The organism is Streptomyces sp. NPDC050121 (assembly GCF_044460385.1).
GTDB classification, from domain to species: Bacteria; Actinomycetota; Actinomycetes; order Streptomycetales; family Streptomycetaceae; genus Streptomyces; species Streptomyces soliscabiei.
Map to the genome: position 1 here is coordinate 32,625 of NZ_JBITJV010000020.1, position 17,644 is coordinate 50,268.

Consider the following 17,644-nt stretch of genomic DNA (forward strand, 5'->3'; position numbering starts at 1 on the left):
CCCCGAACAGTCCCGGATACCTATTGCGCTCGGACACGCGGACAGATTTAGTCGGGCTTCACAATGCATTCCGCGCACTGTACAAATGAATTGGAAATAGCCGAGACTCGGCACTTCGCCGCAGCTGAGCTGTATGCGGTGCCGGACGAAGGGACCGATATTCGTGGCGCAGAAGGTCGTGGTCACTCTCTTTGACGACATCGACGGCTCGGAAGCGGCGGAAACGATCGCCTTCGGACTCGACGGCAAGTCGTACGAGATCGACCTGAATGAAGCCAATGCCAAGAAACTGCGTAAGGCGCTTGCGCCCTACGTGGAGGCCGGCCGCAAGCGGTCGAGGTCGGGCAGGGCGTACAAGCAGACGGAGGTCGCCCCCGACCCCGCGGCGGTCCGTGCCTGGGCCCAGGCCAACAAGATGGAGGTGCCGGCCCGCGGCCGTATCCCCAAGAAGGTCTACGAGGCGTTCGCCGACGCGCAGTGACGCCAGGCGAGTCGCATCGCTGAACGGCACCCGCACAGCCGTGGGCCGACGGCCGGTCACCCGCCCCTCGAACGAACCGACTTGCGCTGCACCCCTCCCGGTCGGCTAGAGTCTGGAGCACGCCGAGGGGCGAGGCCGAAAAGGCCCAGCTCACGGAGTACATGCGGGTGTAGTTCAGTAGCAGAACATCCCCCTTCCAGGGGGAAGGCGCAGTGTGCAATTCCTGTCACCCGCTCTGCATCGCCGTCCGAACCACTGTCGTGGATCGGGTAGGCTGGTGCTCGCGCCGATCAGTGAAAGCTGGTCGGAGGCAATGCGGACGTAGCTCAGTTGGTAGAGCGCAACCTTGCCAAGGTTGAGGTCGCGAGTTCGAGCCTCGTCGTCCGCTCTGAATCAAGCCCCCCGGCTTCCACCGGGGGGCTTTTTCGTGCGTGCGTGCGGCGCGAGCGATCCGCGGCGCGAGCGACCGACTGACATTTGTCATACGGAGTGGTGACACCTCGCACTGCTGACGGCCTCCGACCGCGGGGACGCTGGAGGCATGAACACGAATGAACACGTGATTGAGGTCACGGGCCTCCGGCGTGTCTACGGGGGCGGGTTCGAAGCGGTCCGTGGGATCTCCTTCCATGTCGACCGCGGTGAGATCTTTGCGCTGCTGGGCACCAACGGCGCCGGAAAGACATCGACCGTGGAGTTGTTGGAGGGCCTCGCGCGGCCCGACGGCGGGCGCATCTCCGTGCTCGGCCACGACCCGTACCTCGGGCGGGCCGCCGTACGACCCCGCACCGGCGTGATGCTCCAGGAGGGTGGTTTCCCCTCCGAGCTGACCGTCGCCGAGACCGCGCGGATGTGGGCCGGCTGCGTGAGCGGCGCCCGCCCGGTCGAGGAGGCGCTGGCACTGGTCGGGCTCGCCGGGCGGGCCGGCGTCCGGGTCAAGCAGCTGTCCGGGGGCGAGCGCCGACGCCTCGACCTCGCGCTCGCCGTCCTCGGCGAGCCCGAGGTGCTGTTCCTGGACGAGCCGACGACCGGCCTGGACGCCGAGGGCCGCCGCGACACCTGGGACCTGGTACGCGCCCTGCGCGACACCGGTACGACAGTGCTGCTGACCACCCACTACCTGGAGGAGGCCGAGAACCTCGCCGACCGGCTGGCCATCCTGCACCAGGGCCGCATCGCCGCCGCGGGGACACCCGCCGAGGTGACCGGCGCCCAGCCGTCCCGGATCACCTTCGAACTGCCCGACGGGTACTTCATGGGCGACCTGCCGCCACTGGGCGAGCTGGGCGTGTGCGGTCACGAGAGCGAGGGCCGCGTCGTACGGCTGCGCACGCGGGAACTGCAGCGCGCGGCGACCGGCCTGCTGGTTTGGGCCGAACGGGCCGGCGTCGAACTACGGCGGCTGGACGTGCGGTCGGCCTCGCTGGAGGAGGCGTTCCTGGGTATCGCCCGGGAGGCGTCGCACCGCGACGAGACCGGTGCGACCGGCGAGGCCAAGGAGGTCGCTGCATGAGCGGGGCGACGGTGAAGGACTCCGAGGGCAGGGGCGCGACCGCCACCGGTACGGACGGGCGTGAGGCCACGACTCCCGCGAGCCGGATGGCCGCCCTCGCGCGGGCCGAACTGACGCTGCTCGGGCGCAGCAAGAGCACGATCATCGCGGCCGTGTTCGTGCCGCTGGTGCTGCCGGTCAGCCTGGCGTCGGTCGTCGACGACATGGGCGTGGAGGATGCCGGGCTCAGCGTCGGGCTGGTGCTGCTGCCCGCCGCGATCGGGTTCTCGCTGCTGTTCGGGGTGTATTCGGCGCTGGCCGCCATCTACACCGCCCGGCGCGAGGAGCTGGTGCTGAAGCGGCTGCGGACCGGTGAGCTGCGGGACGCCGAGATCCTCGGCGGGGCGGCGCTGCCGGTCCTCGCCACCGGGTTGGTGCAGTCCCTGGTGCTGGTGGCCGGCTCCACGGTCCTGCTCGACGTACCGGCTCCGAAAGCTCCCCATCTCGCGGTGCTGGGGCTGCTGTTGGGCCTGGTGATGTGCGCGGCGCTCGCGGCTGTCACGGCGACGGTGACCCGGACCGTGGAGAGCGCACAGGTCACCACGATGCCGATGGTGCTCGTGTCGATGACCGGCTCCGGGGTGACCGTTCCGCTGGAACTGCTGCCCGACCGGCTCGCCTCCGTCTGCGAACTGCTGCCGCTGTCCCCGGTGATCACCCTGGTCCGCGGCGGCTGGACCGGAAACCTGTCCGCGTACGAGGCCCTGGGCGCCCTGGCGACCGCGCTGGCCTGGACGGTGCCGGCGGTGTTTGCTGTACAGCGGTGGTTCCGGTGGGAGCCGAGGCGCTAGGCCGACAAGGCCTGAGGGGGCGGGGAACGGTGTTCGGCTGGATACGGGGGTGGCAGCGGCGCCACTGGCGGGAACGCAGCAAGGCGGAGCGGGTCGAGTTGCAGACCGTGATCACCATGTATGCCTCGACCTGGCTCTTCTCCGCGTCCTGGCTGGCGCTGCCGCTGGTGGGCGGGCTCGACCGCCGGCCCGTGCCGCTGGTCGTCGGCGGGTTGCTGCTGCTCGTGGGCGTCCTGCAGTGCGTGGAGGCGAACCGGCTCACCCGGTCGGTGCTCGACCACTACCTGGGCCGCACCGAACTCCCGGCCCGCGCCCTGCGGCCCGCCGCCGTCCTGCTCGCCCTGGAACTGGCGCTGATCCTGGCGCTCGCCGGGCAGGGCGGCACTGATCCGATGGCGATCAGGCTGTTCATCGGCGCGGCGCTGGTGCCGTTCGGGCTGCTGTACGGGCTCGTCACCCCCGTGCGGGTGTGCCTGCGCGGGTCCGCCGTCCTCGCCGTGGTGCTCATGGCCGCGTTCGCCTGGACCGACCCCGACCCCGCAGGGATCGTGATGGTCGGGGCGCTGACCGCGTTCGGAACGCTCTTCTCACTGTTCGCCTGCCGCTGCGGCGCCTGGACCCTGTCCGTGCTCTGGGAGGCGGAGCGGGCCCGGGAGACCGAGGCCCGGCTCGCCGTCGCCGAGGAACGGCTGCGGTTCGGGCGGGATCTGCACGACGTGCTGGGCCGGAATCTGGCGGTGATCGCGCTGAAGAGCGAGCTGGCCGTGCAGCTGGCCCGGCGCGGACGGCCGGACGCCGTGGAGCAGATGATCGAGGTGCAGCGCATCGCGCAGGAGTCGCAGCGGGAGGTGCGCGCGGTCGTACGGGGCTACCGGGAGGCCGACCTCGGCGTCGAACTCGCGGGAGCGCAGGGCGTGTTGACGGCGGCCGGGATCGCGTGCGAGGTGTGCGGGGAGGCCGACGGGCTGCCCGCCGAGGTTCAGTCCGCGCTCGGCTGGGTGGTGCGGGAGACCACCACCAACGTGCTGCGGCACGGAGACGCCGGGCGCTGCTCGGTGGCGTTGCGCAGGACGGAGGGACATGTGGTGCTGACGGTGGAGAACGACGGCGCCGGGTCCCCCGCCGAAGGCGGCGGCGGGTCGGGACTCGCCGGACTGCGGGAACGGTTGCAGGGGGTCGACGGGACGCTGGAGTCCGGGCTCGTCGGGGCGGGCGTGTTCCGGGTGGTCGCCGAGATACCGCTGAGCGGAAAGGCCGCTGTGAGAGAGGTCACTTCATGACGGTGCGGGTATTGCTCGCCGACGACGAGCACCTCATCCGGGGCGCCATGGCCGCGCTGCTCTCCCTGGAGGACGACCTGGTGATCGTCGCCGAGGCGGCCACCGGACCGGAGGCGCTGGCGATGGCGCGGGCGCACCGGCCCGACGTGGCCGTCCTGGATCTTCAGATGCCGGGCGCGGACGGTGTGAAGGTCGCCACATCCCTGCGCACCGAACTGCCCGACTGCCAGACACTGATCGTCACCAGCCACGGCCGGCCGGGACACCTCAAGCGGGCGCTTGCGGCGGGTGTACGCGGGTTCGTCCCGAAGACGGTGAGCGCGCAGCGGCTCGCGGAGATCATCCGTACCGTGCACGCCGGGAACCGTTACGTCGACCCGGAGTTGGCGGCCGACGCGATCGCCGCCGGGGACTCGCCGCTGACCTCGCGCGAGACGGAGGTGCTCGAACTCGCGGCCGACGGGGCACCCGTCGCGGAGATCGCCGAGCGGGCCGCGCTGTCGCAGGGGACGGTCCGCAACTATCTGTCGTCGGCCGTGTCCAAGCTCGGGGCGGAGAACCGGCACGCAGCGGTGCGGGTCGCCCGGGAGCGGGGTTGGGTATAGTTGGCCTCGCGCCACGGCACCTTCACCACGGCGCAGTGCGGACGTAGCTCAGTTGGTAGAGCGCAACCTTGCCAAGGTTGAGGTCGCGAGTTCGAGCCTCGTCGTCCGCTCCAGCGCAAAGGCCCCGGTCATCGACCGGGGCCTTTGTCATGGGCCGTCTGTCGGGGGCCTTGCCGTGCGGTCAGCTCCAGCGGGTGCCCGTCAGGCGCTCGTAGGCCTCGATGTACTTCGCGCGGGTCGCGTCCACGATCTGCTGGGGAAGCGGCGGCGGGGGCTGCTCGCCGGCGCGGTCCCAGCCGGACTCGGCCGAGGTCAGCCAGTCGCGCACGAACTGCTTGTCGTACGAGGGCTGGGCGCGGCCGGGCTGCCACCGGTCGGCGGGCCAGAAGCGGGAGGAGTCCGGGGTGAGGACCTCGTCGGCGATGACCAGGGTCTCGCCCTCGTAGCCGAACTCGAACTTGGTGTCGGCGAGGATGATGCCCCGGTCGCGGGCGATGTCGCGGGCGCGGCCGTAGACGGCGAGGGTCGCCTGGCGGAGCTCGGTGGCGGTGTCGGCGCCGACCTGGCGGGCGACCTCCTCGTAGGACACGTTCTCGTCGTGCTCGCCGACGGCGGCCTTGGTGGCGGGGGTGAAGATCGGCGCGGGCAGTTCGCTGCCGTCGACCAGGCCCTCGGGCAGGGCGAGGCCGCAGACCGTGCGGGACTCCTTGTACTCGGCGAGACCGGAGCCGGTGAGATAGCCGCGGGCCACGCACTCGACCGGGACCATCCGCAGCGACTTGCAGATCAGGGTGCGGCCGGCCCAGTCGGCGGGCGCGCCGGCCGGCAGCTCCGTGCTCAGGACGTGGTTCGGGACCAGGTCGGCGAACTGGTCGAACCACCACAGGGAGAGCTGCGTGAGGACGCGGCCCTTGTCGGGGATCTCGGTCGGCAGCACCCAGTCGAAGGCGGAGGTGCGGTCGCTGGCCACCATCACTAGATCGCCCGCCTCGTTCTGGTACAGCTCGCGCACCTTGCCGGTGTGCAGATGCACCAGGCCCGGCACCTGAAGGGGCTCGGGCTTTTCTACGAATCCGGACACGGTTCCTCCCCGTGGTTGAAACAAAGGGGTGCCCGCAGGGCTCGAGCAGGGTGGTGGTGGGAGACGGGCGGGCCTAGTGGGTCGATTGTCCCGTACATCGGGATCGATCAGGGACAGCGGGTGGGGCGAGCGGCGTACGGGCGTCAGTCACGTTTGCAGATGCGGTCCAGGAGGTTGGCGGTGGCGCGCTGGACACGGGCGTCCACATGGCCGGGGCGGTCCAGGGCCGGGGACCAGGCGAAGGTTCCGGAAGCGAAGACCAGGGCGCCGGAGGGGGCGCGGTAGAGGGAGGTCTCCTGGTGACGCTGGGCGCCCTCGGCGTCGGTGTACGGGGAGTGGGCGAGCAGGATGCGTTCCTCGTGGGGCGGGAGAGGCGTGCGCGGGAAGTAGCGGTCGGCCTCGCCCGCCACCAGGTCCTCGATGCCGTCGCCCTCGCCCGCGCCGGTCGCCTCCCACAGCCAGTGGTTCGCGTTGCGCACGATCAGCGGGTGCGGATCGGGCACCCGGCCCGCGTACTGGATGCCGACCAGCTGCTGCTCGGCGCGGTCGATCTCACGCCACAGGACAGGCTTGCCGGGCCCCTTGCGCTTGCGGCAGGTGAGCAGACGGCCGGGCATGCCGGACGGCGACGCCCCCAACTCCACCTGCCAGTACACGGAGTTCGCGGACAGGAACACCAGTGAGGTGCCGCTGTCGCGGGCCAGTTCCACGGTGCGGCGCATGGGCGTCGACCAGTACTCGTCGTGGCCGGGGAAGACGAGGCCCCGGTAACGGCCGGGGTCGAGATGACCGGCGTGCAGATCACGGGCGTCGGCGTAGGCGAGGTCGTAGCCGTAGCGCTCGGCCCAGCGGATGAAGTCGTAGGCGTGGCCGACGTGGAGGGGAAGGCCGGCGCCCGCGTAGGGCCGGTCGAAGGAGACCGTGGTCGCGGCGTCGGCCTCACCGAGGAGACGGCCCTTCTCGTCCCAGGCGTGATAGAGGCTGGCGCCGGTGCGACCGTCCTCCGGGTAGAGGTTGTAGGCCTGCCAGGTGACGTCGGGGAGGACCAGGAGCAGGTCGGCGGGGCGGTTGTCGCGGACCGTGAAGGGGACGTGGGAGCGGTAGCCGTCGACGGTGGTGAGGACGGCGACGTACGCGCCGACGTTCCAGTACGACGGCACCTGCAGGCGCCAGGAGAGCCACCAGTGGTGGCAGGAGACCGTGCGGTCCGCGGTCAGGGGCGGGGGCTGGACTATGCCGGACAGGCGCGGGCTGGTGGTGATCTTGGCTGCGCCGTCGCCGTCGTAGTGGCCTATGCGGTAGATGTCGACGCTGAATTCCTGCGGCGGGTCGACCGTGATGTGGAAGTCGACGGCGTCGCCGGGGGCGACCGCGCCGGTGGAGATGAAGCCCTTGATCTGCCGTCGGACGTCGTCGGCGGAGCGGGGGCCGCCGGCGGCGTCCGCGCCGCGGGGGGCGGGGACGCGGGGTGCCCCGCTGCGGGTGGGGGCGGCGGGGGCGGGGGTCTGGTCCACGTACCAGGGGACGACGTTTCCGGTGTCGTCGAAGTACGTCTCGCTGCCGCGCAGCCACGGGACGGGGCCCTGCCCGAAGGGGTCCGTCACGGCGTGGGCCAGCGCTCCCGACTCCCATCGGCGGATGCGCTCCGGTCCTGGTCCGGGTCCCATGGTGCTCCCCTCCCTTGTGCCCCCGTGATGGTTCGTGCGTATGCGGCGGCCGTGCGCGTTCGTCGGATGTCGGATGTCCTATGTCGCAAGCCCTTGCCATGGGCGCTATCGGTCCCAGCACATCACATAACGCGCGCAGACAGTCACTATTCGTCGCGAATTGGCCGAAAGTGGAATCCGGTGCTCCGATAGGTATCCGGCGGCTGACGGGTGAGGGCCGAGGGGTGGGGGTTGGCGGGTGGCGGGGGTAGGTGGCAGGCGGCGGCGGGAGTCCGGGGCCGGCCCTCGCGCCCGCACCGGTGACCGCGCCCGGATGCGCTCAGCCGAGCCGCACCGGCTTCTCCGGTCGTATGCCCAGCTCCACGAGCCAGGTGCGCAGGGGGGCCGCGTCGCCGTCCTCGACGAGGCTGAGGACGCGGGGGGTCAGGTCGGCGACGCGCTGGCCGTCGACCAGGAGGGTCGGGCCGTCGAGCCAGTCGAGGCCCGGCGTCGCGCCGACGGTGTCCATCGCGGCGCAGCAGACCATCGCCGTGACGTGGTCGGCGAGCAACTCGCGGTCGGTGCGCGGGGGCTGGAGCGGGAACAGGGGGAGCGCGTCGTCCTCCCACAGGGCCATGTCCGGGCCCTGCCCGGGCAACGGGGAGCCGACCGGAGCGGCCACTGCGGCGACCGCCTCCTCCCGCCCGACCTCGACCCCGAGCCGAGCGGCCAGAGCGGCGCTACGGGGGTTGGGGGGCGGGGGGTCCTCACTGTCGGGGGTGGGGATGGGGTGAGGAGCGGGGGCAGGGGCAGGGGCGGTGGGAGATTCGGCGGAGGCAGACCGGGAGGACATCCGTCCGAATTCCGATTCCGGAGCCGGGGGCCTGCCCGGCACCTCGGGCAGCGGCGTCGTGTCCGCTCGGCCGGAACCACCCGCCGACTCGGGTCGGCCAACCGAGCCGGGGTGGTCCACCGAGCCGGGGTGGTCAACCGACGCGGTGCTGCCCGCCGAGTCTGGGCGGTCGGCCGACTCGGGGCGGTCAACCTGCTCAGAGTGGTTCGGCGACTGGAGCCGGTCCTCCGGCCGGGGCGGGTTCGCCGGCCGAGGGCGGCCAGCCTGGCGGAGCGGGTCCGTCGGGGCGACCGGGTCCGGGGGGACAACCGTGTCCCTCGGACGCGGAGTGTCCGTCGGGTAACAGGTGTCCGTGGGAGGGGTCGCGCCCAGCGGATGGGCTGTGTCCGCGACGTGGGAGTTGTCCGACGGGCGGGAGTCGTCGGCGATCCGAGAGGTACCGGTGAACTGGGAGTTTTCCGGCAGGTGGATCCCGTCCGGCACCTGGACCCCGTCGGGCATATAGGACGCGTCCGCCGCGCGGGGGTCATCCGCCGCGCGGGGGTCATCCGCCGCACAGGGCCCGTCTGCCGCATAGGGCCCGTGCACCTTGTGGGGCCCGTGCACCTTGTGGGGCCCGTGCACCTTGTGGGGCCCATCCGCCATGCGCGACCCATCCGCCGCACGGGGCCCATCCGCGCGGGCACCGTCCGCCGCACGGGCACCGTCCGCCATTGGGGGCCCGGCCTCGGGATGGGGGCTGGTCTCCGGGTGGGGGCTGGTCTCCGGGTGGGGGCTGGTCTCCGGGTGGGGGCTGGTCTCCGGGTGGGGGCTGGTCTCCGGGTGGGGGCTGGTCTCCGGGTGGGGGTGGGGTTGTTGCTGGGAGGTGGTTGTCAGGTGGTCCAGGATGCGGGACAGGGTGGGGCCGTGGGGGTGGGTGGCGGGGTCGGGGGTGCGGCGGACGCCGAGGGCGTCCAGGACGCGGTGGAGGCGGGCCGCGTCGGTGCGCCACTTGCGGTCGACGACCTCGTCCGGGTAGTCGTCCCAGGCCACCGGCGACCACTCCGGGCCGGAGTCCGCGGACCCGCCGTGGAAGAGGCGGGCGGCGAGCAGCGAGGCCGCCTCGTCGATGGTGCCGGGCTCTTCGAGCAGGTCGCAGGCGGGGCGCTCACCGAGCCGGGAGGCGAAGCCCTCGGCCAGGCGGTCGCGCCGGGACAGTTCGGTGAGGGCGGCGACGACCCCGGCGTCCAGCCGGGAGGGCCAGCGGCCCATCCGCCAGGCGGGCAGCGCCACGCGTGTCAGGAGCCGGTCCCAGCCCGCGTACGCCAGCCCCACCTGCTCCTGGGCGACGATCCGCAGCCCGTAATCCACAGCCTGTGCACGCTCGGCCGCCGCGGCGGCCACGCCCCGCTCCATCTCACCGGCGTGGACCTGGCAGCCGCGCAGCATCAGCCGCGCGACCCAGCCGATGCCGGAGCAGGCCGGCCGCAGGACGGGATACCGGTTGCCGCTGGATGCACAGCCTGCCACCGCGGCGTCCAGCCCGCGCACGAAGCGCCGGGCCGCGGCTATGTCGGGGTGCGCGGACGGTCCCGTACCGGCGACGACGGGGGCGAGGACGGCGCGCAGCTCGCCGACGCGCATCCACCACAGGAACGGCGAGCCGATGACGAGGACGGGCGCCGCCGTCGTACGACGGTGGAGGGGGCTGTGGGGGCCTCCCGCGCCGGCTATCTCGTCGCCGTCGCGGCGCCGGGGCGGGCCGTGGGCCGGGTGGGTGCGGTCCTCCAGCCAGCTGTCGCAGTCCGGCGTGAGCGCTATCGCGGAGGGCGCCGGGACGTCGAGGCGGTCGGCGAGGTCACGCACCAGCCGGTACAGGTCGGGGGCCGACTCCTCGGCGATCGCGACCGTGGGACTGACGGCGGGCCGGGCCCGGGCCACGACCAGGGCGATGACACCGGCGGCCAGCAGCACGACGACCGCGACGACGACCACGGCCCAGCGTGCGGTGTCCCACCCCTGGCCCACGAGGTGCCCGGTGGAACCGCCCGCGAGCAGGATCACGGCGGCTGCCGCGGGCAGCAGCGCGACAGCGAGTGCCCGGCTGCGGATACGCAGCACGGCGAGCGCCCGGGCACGCGCGGCCTGCGCGCCCACCTCCACACCCATACCGGTCACGACCGGACCTCACCCCCTCCCTGCAGTCCTGTTTCCCCCGGCTGTCTTCGCAGTGCTCACTCCCCCACTGTGGCACCGCCCACTGACATCGCAATGCCGGTGGGCCAAGTGCCGGAACCTGTGCCGGGACGCTTGCGCCGCACCCTAGTTGGCACTCCGGCCCACGTCAGCCGGATAGCTCAGCGCTCACTCGATGGAATGGCTTTGGGGAAAGGTGGATGACGGTGGGCAATGATCAGGCCCCGGGTTTCAGGGGTCCTCCGTGGGGAGTTCCCTGAGGCCCGGGGCCTGGGACGTACCTGCTGAGACGCGCGTCACACGCCCGCCGGTCCGTGCGCTCGGAACACGTGTTACGCGTCCGCAGCCGCCTTCGCTGCGATGTCCGTACGGTGCTGGGAGCCGTCGAGACCGATGCGCGCGACCGCCTTGTACGCGCGCTCGCGGGCCTCGGTGAGGTCGGCGCCGGTCGCGGTGACGGACAGCACACGGCCACCGGCGCTGACGACCGTCCCGTTGTCGTCCTTCGTCCCGGCGTGCAGGACGTACGCGTGCGGGGCGTCCTCGGCGGCCACCTCGGCGAGGCCGGTGATCGGGTCGCCGGTGCGCGGGCTGCCGGGGTAGTTGTGCGAGGCGATGACGACAGTGACGGCCGCGTCGTCCCTCCAGCGCAGGGGCGGCAGGTCGGCGAGGTCGCCGGTGGCGGCGGCCTTCAGGACTCCGGCCAGCGGCGTCTTCAGGCGGGCCAGGACGACCTGTGTCTCCGGGTCGCCGAAGCGGGCGTTGAACTCGATGACACGGACACCGCGGCCGGTGATCGCGAGGCCGGCGTAGAGCAGACCGGAGAAGGGAGTGCCCCGGCGGCGCATCTCGTCGACGGTCGGCTGGAGAACGGTCTGAAGGACCTCCTCCACCAGCTTCGGGTCGGCCCAGGGCAGCGGCGAGTAGGCGCCCATGCCGCCCGTGTTCGGGCCCTCGTCGCCGTCGAGCGCGCGCTTGAAGTCCTGGGCGGGCTGCAGCGGGACGACGCTCTCGCCGTCGGTGATCGCGAAGAGGGAGACCTCCGGGCCGTCGAGGAACTCCTCGATCACGACCCTCCCCCGCTGCCTGGACGGCGCGGGAGGTACCCCCATGCAGGCGGCCGCGTGCGCCGCGGCGGCCTCCAGGTCGTCGGTGACGACGACGCCCTTGCCGGCGGCCAGACCGTCGTCCTTGACGACGTACGGCGCGCCGAAGGCGTCGAGGGCCTCGGCGACCTCCTCGGGGGTCGTACAGACGTAGGAGCGGGCGGTCGGCACACCGGCGCCGGCCATCACGTCCTTGGCGAACGCCTTGGAGCCCTCCAGCTGGGCGGCCTCCTTCGAGGGGCCGAACACCGGGATGCCCGCCTCGCGCACGGCGTCGGCGACCCCGGCCACCAGGGGGGCCTCCGGGCCTACGACGACCAGCTCGGCGCCGAGCTCGACGGCCAGCGCGGACACGGCCTCGCCGTCCAGGGCGTCGACCTGGTGCAGCTCGGCGACCTCGGCGATGCCGGCGTTGCCGGGGGCGCAGTGCAGCGCGGTGACGGCGGGGTCGAGGGACAGTGAGCGGCACAGGGCGTGTTCGCGGGCGCCGCTGCCGATGACGAGGACGTTCACGGGGTCAGCCTAACCGGCCGGGGCCGGGGTGTTTGTGCGGGCTTCCGAAGGCCGGGGCGCGACGGCACTGTGCGTTCCTACAAACAACCCGCCGTGCTCCCCGCCTCGCGCGTCTCTCCGCGCCCGCGCACCTCTTTGCCCGCGCACCTCTTCGCCCGCGCATCTCTTCGCCCGCGCATCTCTTCGCGCTCTTCGCGCTATTCGTTGGTGAACTCCTCCACCACCGTCGCTCCCAGCTCCCGGACGATCAGTTCGTAGCCGGAGAGGGCCGACTCGTTGAGATCCGGGTCGTCGTCCTCAGGGGTGTCGTCCTCGGGAGCCACCGGTTCGGGGGCGGGGGCCGCGGGGGCGGGCGCCGAAGCGGGTGCGTGCTGGGCGGTGCCGGCGGAAGCGGTCGGTGCCTGTGCCTGCGCGTGTGCCTGGGCTTGGGGTGCCGGCGTGTTCATGGCCGACGGGGCCGATGGGGCGGACGTACCGCCACCGCCGTAGCCGCCGGGACTGCCGTAGCCACCGGCGTTGCCGGGACTGCCGTAGCCGCTCGGAGCGCCGCCGACACCACCACCGGCGCCACTGCCTCCGCCGCCGAAACCGCCGGTCGGCGGGGGCGCCGAGCCGCCCGACGGGTCAACGATCGCATCGATCTTCCACTGGACGCTGAACTGCTCGGTCAGCGCCTGGCGCAGCACGTCCTCGCTGCCGCTGCTCGCGAAGTTGTCGCGGGCACCGGCGCTGGCGAAGCCGAGCTGAAGGGTCGTGCCGTCGAAACCGGCGACGTGGGCGTTCTGGCTGAGCAGGATCCAGGTGAAGCGTCGACGGTTCTTGACCGCCTCCAGGATGTTCGGCCAGAGCATGCGGGGGTCGAGGCCGCCGGACGGAGGCGCAGTCGCGGCAGCGGGCGCGGGGGCGGACGCGGGCGCGGGGGGTGCCGTCGGGGCGGCGGCCGGGGGCCCGGCGGGGGCGGGTGTCTGCGGGCGTCCACCACCACCCGCGGGGGCGGCCGTCGGCCAGCCGCCGGGACGACGGCCACTGCCCGCCGCTGTGGGGGTGGGCCAGGTGCCGGGGGCGGGCTGGGCGGGAGGCTCGTCAACGGGAGGGGCGGCAGGAGCGGGAGCGGGCATGGGACTGGGAGCCGGAGCGGGCGTCGGCGGGGCCGCAGGCGCGGCGGCCTGGGGCTGGACCGGCGAGGGCCCGGCGGCAGGCGCAGCCGCCTGCCCCGGAGCCTGTCCCTGTCCCTGCCCGGGCCCCTGCCCTCGTACCGCCGCGCGGGCCGCCGCGGCCCCGCCGCCGGGCGGGATGGACGCGCCCTCGCCCATGGCGGAGCCGCCGTGTGCCTCGGGGCCGGGCACGTATCCCATGGCGGGCATGGCGGGGGCCATCGTGGGGGCGCCCTGCATACCCATACCGCCACCGCCGCCCGGCGAGAAGTTCACGCCGCGCTCGATGCGGTCGAGGCGGGCCATGACGGACCGCTCGTCTCCATAGGCGGCGGGCAGCATCACGCGCGCGCAGATCAGTTCGAGCTGGAGGCGGGGCGACGTGGCGCCGCGCATCTCGGTGAGGCCCTCGTTGACCAGGTCGGCGGCACGGCTGAGCTCGGCGGCGCCGAAGACGCCGGCCTGGGCCTGCATGCGCTCGATGACGTCCGCCGGGGCGTCGATCAGCCCCTTCTCCGCCGCATCCGGAACGGCGGCGAGGATCACGAGGTCGCGCAGCCGCTCCAGCAGGTCGGCGACGAACCGGCGCGGGTCGTTGCCCCCCTCGATGATCCGGTCGACGACCTCGAAGGCGGCGGCGCCGTCACCGGTGGCGAAGGCCTCCACGACGGAGTCGAGCAGGGAGCCCTCCGTGTAGCCGAGCAGGGAGGTGGCCATGGCGTATGTCACACCCGCGTCACCCGCACCGGCGAGGAGCTGGTCCATCACGGACATGGAGTCACGCACGGATCCCGCGCCGGAACGCACGACGAGCGGCAGCACGCCGTCCTCGATGGGAATGCCTTCCTTCTGGCACACCTCGCCGAGGTACTCCCGCAGCGTCCCCGGCGGCACGAGCCGGAACGGGTAGTGGTGGGTCCGTGACCGGATGGTGCCGATGACCTTCTCGGGCTCCGTGGTGGCGAAGATGAACTTCAGATGCTCCGGCGGCTCCTCGACGACCTTGAGGAGCGCGTTGAAACCGGCCGACGTGACCATGTGGGCCTCGTCGATGATGTAGATCTTGTAGCGGCTTCCGGCGGGCCCGAAGAAGGCCTTCTCCCGCAGGTCACGGGCGTCGTCCACACCACCGTGGGAGGCGGCGTCGATCTCGATGACGTCGATGGAGCCGGGCCCGTTGCGCGCGAGGTCACGGCAGGACTGACACTCCCCGCACGGAGTCGGCGTGGGTCCCTGCTCGCAGTTCAGACACCTGGCCAGGATGCGCGCGCTGGTGGTCTTCCCGCACCCACGCGGCCCGCTGAACAGGTACGCGTGATTGACCCGGTTGTTCCGCAGCGCCTGCTGCAGCGGGTCGGTGACATGCTCCTGCCCGATGACCTCGGCGAACGACTCCGGGCGATAGCGGCGGTACAGCGCGAGAGACGACACGCATACGAGGTTATAGGCGACCACTGACATCGGGCCCCACGCACGATCCCGGGCGCCCTGGGCATCGCCGAGCCGGAGAAACGCAAGCGCCCCCCACGCACCCGCCAGAGCCAACCTACCCTTGCTGCCTTCCGGCCCTGGGGGAGTTCAGTCAGATAGCGCCGCGTGAGGGGCTTCGCACAGGCTACAGGATCTGAGCGGGGGGAACGAGTTCGCGAGCACTCCTCAACGTCTTGTATTGTTTGCGGCGGAGGATTCGCCTAGAGGCCTAGGGCGCACGCTTGGAAAGCGTGTTGGGGGCAACCCCTCACGAGTTCGAATCTCGTATCCTCCGCCAGTGCCTCACCGGGCACGATGTCGAAGGGCCCCGCTGCTTGCAGCGGGGCCCTTCGTCGTTGTCCGTCTCACTTTCCGTCTCAGTTCGTTTTCGGGATCTCCCAGAGCGCGTCGCCGACTTGCTGCGCGACCTTGCAAAGCATGGTCCCGGTCACGTGCATGTACCGGGCGCGCATCCGAGCCGCTCCGCCGGGCTCCCAACCCATGATCGAGTCGATCACGACGTCCGGGACTTCGAGGATCAGCGGGACGGTGGCGGCGGTGTGTCGAGCGTCATGGAGACGGCCGTTCCGGACACCGGCGTCCCGGAGCAACCGCTTCCAGGTGTGGAAGTCGGTGTTCGGGCTCAACGCTCCGCCGATCGGCGAGGCGAAGACGTACCCCTTGCCCTCCCAGTCGGCACCGGCCGCGATCCGCAAACCACGGGGAATGGTGGGGAGCGCGCTCCCGACCGGCCCGGCCCCGCGAGCGATTCCGCCACTGGTCAGCGCAGGAATCGCCTGTGGACGACCCGAGCTTCCCAAGCTGAGAGCGCGAGTTCGATTCTCGTCACCCGCTCCAGAGAGTAACCCCCAGGTCGAGCACCCGGGGGTTCTTTGTTGTCTAGACCGGTGCGAAGGGCGCGCACAACCGCACCATTAGCTCTCGTCAGCCTCATCGTTGTGGTGCGCGGGTCGGCGTGGAGGGTCGTCGTTGTGGTGCTTCGCACGCTGCGCGCGCAGGTCGTCGAGACCGGCGGCGACCTCCCGTTGCCGTTCGTCGTCGGAGTGCTGATAGATCAGCGCGGACTTCTCGCACCGACGAGAGCGAGGCCGCCGGCTGATACCCGGCCAGCTCTCGCGGCTCTCGGTCCACACCATCCGGCACTGCCTGGCCGCCACTCGCCTCGATGCCCGCCGCCCTGTGGAGAACCGTCCTGATCTACGAGTTATGGCGTCGGCTCTACCAGACCCGCGCCCTGGCCAGTCATGACCGACGCCGCGGAGGCCCGCTCCCGGACCTCCTCCGACTCTGGTCCCACCACCGGCCGGTCCCGCCCGAAGCGGAAATCACCATGTTGCCGACTCCGCGACCTTTGGCACTGCGAATCACCTGTCCGTGTCGTCGTCACCGCTCCGCCCGGCCTCAGGTTCCCTGGTGAGCCGGGTCGCAAGGTAGTAGGCGACGGTGACGTCCTGGTATTCCTGACCGGGGATGACCAGGTCCGGTAGGTGGGTCCGGTCGCTGTGGCTCGTCGACTCTCGCTTCCCGGTGCCGGGGAAGCGAACGACTGTCTGGGGTTCCTGCGTGAAGCGGAGCCGTTCGGCGTGGACCGTCGACCGGAACAAGATGTCCCCCACTGGGCTCCCGGCTCCCGCCCCTCGCGTTCAGGGCGGCTCCGCCGGCTCCCTGGCGGTACGTAGGCGACTGGATCTTGGCGGCAGCTTCCCGTCCTCTCCGCGCACCCGGCGCGTGCGGGTGCCGCCTTGACTCCGGCCGGCCCGGCCCCGCTCTCCCTCCGCGCCCTTGCGCGCCGCACGCGGCTCGGCCGGCTCGGTCCGTTCAGCGGTGGCGTTCGCCGTCTCAGCGGCGTCCGCAACGGCGTGGCCGCCGCCCTGTACCGTGTCGGCTGCCGCTTCCGTCACACCCGCGGCCTGTCCGGCCACGCTCCCGGCGGTGCTGTCCACCGCCTCGCCGGCGCTTCCGACCGTCCGGCTCGTCTCATGGCCGACATCCTCCACCGCGCGCCCGGCACCAACCCCCACTTCCTGAACGGCCCTCCCGGCTCCCTGACCGACATCCTGCGCCACGGAGCCGACGCCCCGGCCCACGTCCTGGACAGCAGCCCTGGCGCCCTGCCCCACGTCCTGAACGGCCTTCCCGGCTCCCTGACCGACATCCTGTACGGCGGCTCCGGCCCCCCGGCCGACCTCCTGGACGGCCCTTCCGGCACCCGTACCCAGCTCCCCCACGGCCTGACGGGCTCCGCCGCCGACATCTTGTACGGCGGACCCGATTCCACGCGCCAGCTCGTGCAGGATCTCCGGGTTGCGGTCGAGAGTGGTGAGCACTCGGTCGATGATCTTCGCGACGTGGTGGAGACGCACCTTGAGCTGGGCCTGTGCCTCGACACCCGAGATGCCCAGGTGCACCCGGCCGAGCGAGACGTCGGCGCCCACATTCAGTTTGAGCAGATCCAGCACCTCGGCCTGCAGCGAGACATGCGCCCGCAGATCCTCGACGTCCAGGTCGATCTCGTCGACCTTCAGGATCGGAACGTCGAGGAAGACGTCAGGGCTCGCACCGGCTGCGTCCTCCTCGTCGTAGAACGCCGGCTCCTCTTCGAACGATGCCGACTCCTCGTCGTAAGCCTCGGGATTGGCGTACTCGTCACTGTCCTCGGCGTCGAGTTCGTCACCGTGTTCGTCGTCGTAGTCCTCGACGGAGCCCTCGTCGTTCTCGGCGTTGCCGCGCATCGCCACGCCTCCGCGGTTTTGGCGTATGTTTCGACCATTTTCATCCATTGTGGTCATTGATGCGCGGTAGGTACCGTCCGTCCAAGCGAGGGCGATGGCCGCCAGGCGTGCTTGGATGGGTTCGTCAGACTCAGCAGAGTTGGGCTGACGCGCAGGTCAGATGGGTTAAAGGACTGGGCTGGCA

At 71.8% G+C, this 17,644-nt stretch carries 12 protein-coding genes, 4 tRNA genes, 1 other RNA gene and 2 pseudogenes; 9 read left to right on the plus strand and 10 right to left on the minus strand.

The window, feature by feature from the left end; genetic code table 11:
* The first annotated feature begins 163 nt into the window (after positions 1–163).
* From ACIBTS_RS27690 to ACIBTS_RS27725, 8 genes are all read left to right on the plus strand, one after another.
* Positions 164–481, plus strand: coding sequence for an Lsr2 family protein (locus ACIBTS_RS27690; protein ID WP_319344059.1), 318 nt, complete (start codon positions 164–166; stop codon positions 479–481).
* Between the two features lie 163 nt (positions 482–644).
* A tRNA-Gly gene (locus tag ACIBTS_RS27695) sits at positions 645–716 on the plus strand.
* An 80-nt stretch (positions 717–796) separates the two neighbouring features.
* Positions 797–869: transfer RNA gene (locus ACIBTS_RS27700), tRNA-Gly, on the plus strand.
* Positions 870–1,022: 153 nt separating this feature from the next.
* Positions 1,023–1,994, plus strand: a complete 972-nt coding sequence (locus ACIBTS_RS27705) for an ABC transporter ATP-binding protein (RefSeq protein ID WP_399322924.1) — start codon at positions 1,023–1,025, stop codon at positions 1,992–1,994.
* Positions 1,995–2,080: 86 nt separating this feature from the next.
* Positions 2,081–2,824 (plus strand): ABC transporter permease, encoded by a 744-nt coding sequence (locus tag ACIBTS_RS27710; RefSeq protein ID WP_399323072.1) that lies wholly within the window; start codon positions 2,081–2,083, stop codon positions 2,822–2,824.
* A 29-nt stretch (positions 2,825–2,853) separates the two neighbouring features.
* Complete coding sequence (locus ACIBTS_RS27715; protein ID WP_399322925.1) at positions 2,854–4,104, plus strand: sensor histidine kinase; 1,251 nt, start codon at positions 2,854–2,856, stop codon at positions 4,102–4,104.
* The gene (locus ACIBTS_RS27720; protein WP_319673703.1) at positions 4,101–4,709 is read left to right on the plus strand and encodes a response regulator transcription factor; all 609 of its coding nucleotides are present in this window, start codon (positions 4,101–4,103) and stop codon (positions 4,707–4,709) included. The genes ACIBTS_RS27715 and ACIBTS_RS27720 overlap by 4 nt, the downstream gene beginning before the upstream one ends.
* 37 nt (positions 4,710–4,746) lie before the next feature.
* A tRNA-Gly gene (locus ACIBTS_RS27725) sits at positions 4,747–4,822 on the plus strand.
* A 68-nt stretch (positions 4,823–4,890) separates the two neighbouring features.
* Here the strand turns inward: ACIBTS_RS27725 and ACIBTS_RS27730 are convergent.
* The 6 genes and pseudogenes from ACIBTS_RS27730 to ffs all read right to left on the minus strand — a co-directional run bounded on the left by ACIBTS_RS27730 (position 4,891) and on the right by ffs (position 14,846).
* Complete coding sequence (locus ACIBTS_RS27730) at positions 4,891–5,790, minus strand: phosphoribosylaminoimidazolesuccinocarboxamide synthase (RefSeq protein ID WP_399322927.1); 900 nt, start codon at positions 5,788–5,790, stop codon at positions 4,891–4,893.
* A gap of 143 nt (positions 5,791–5,933) precedes the next feature.
* Positions 5,934–7,457 (minus strand): N,N-dimethylformamidase beta subunit family domain-containing protein, encoded by a 1,524-nt coding sequence (locus ACIBTS_RS27735; RefSeq protein WP_399322929.1) that lies wholly within the window; start codon positions 7,455–7,457, stop codon positions 5,934–5,936.
* A gap of 1,695 nt (positions 7,458–9,152) precedes the next feature.
* Positions 9,153–10,437: pseudogene (locus ACIBTS_RS27740) on the minus strand (hypothetical protein); the annotation flags it as partial.
* Positions 10,438–10,796: 359 nt separating this feature from the next.
* Positions 10,797–12,083, minus strand: coding sequence for a phosphoribosylamine--glycine ligase (gene purD / locus ACIBTS_RS27745; RefSeq protein WP_399322930.1), 1,287 nt, complete (start codon positions 12,081–12,083; stop codon positions 10,797–10,799).
* Positions 12,084–12,280: 197 nt separating this feature from the next.
* The gene (locus tag ACIBTS_RS27750; RefSeq protein ID WP_399322932.1) at positions 12,281–14,668 is read right to left on the minus strand and encodes a DNA polymerase III subunit gamma and tau; all 2,388 of its coding nucleotides are present in this window, start codon (positions 14,666–14,668) and stop codon (positions 12,281–12,283) included.
* Between the two features lie 79 nt (positions 14,669–14,747).
* Positions 14,748–14,846: signal recognition particle sRNA small type (gene ffs, locus ACIBTS_RS27755), an RNA gene on the minus strand.
* 71 nt (positions 14,847–14,917) lie between these two features.
* Here ffs and ACIBTS_RS27760 point away from each other — a divergent pair.
* A tRNA-Ser gene (locus ACIBTS_RS27760) sits at positions 14,918–15,005 on the plus strand.
* 79 nt (positions 15,006–15,084) lie between these two features.
* Here the strand turns inward: ACIBTS_RS27760 and ACIBTS_RS27765 are convergent.
* The 4 genes and pseudogenes from ACIBTS_RS27765 to ACIBTS_RS27780 all read right to left on the minus strand — a co-directional run.
* Positions 15,085–15,420 (minus strand): annotated as a pseudogene (locus ACIBTS_RS27765) (site-specific integrase); the annotation flags it as partial.
* A 222-nt stretch (positions 15,421–15,642) separates the two neighbouring features.
* A complete protein-coding gene (locus ACIBTS_RS27770) occupies positions 15,643–15,864 on the minus strand; it encodes a hypothetical protein (protein ID WP_399322934.1) in 222 nt (73 codons plus the stop codon).
* 228 nt (positions 15,865–16,092) lie between these two features.
* Entirely contained in the window at positions 16,093–16,344 is a 252-nt protein-coding gene (locus ACIBTS_RS27775; protein ID WP_399322936.1) for a hypothetical protein, read from the minus strand.
* Between the two features lie 27 nt (positions 16,345–16,371).
* Complete coding sequence (locus ACIBTS_RS27780; RefSeq protein ID WP_399322937.1) at positions 16,372–17,460, minus strand: hypothetical protein; 1,089 nt, start codon at positions 17,458–17,460, stop codon at positions 16,372–16,374.
* Positions 17,461–17,644: the final 184 nt, after the last annotated feature.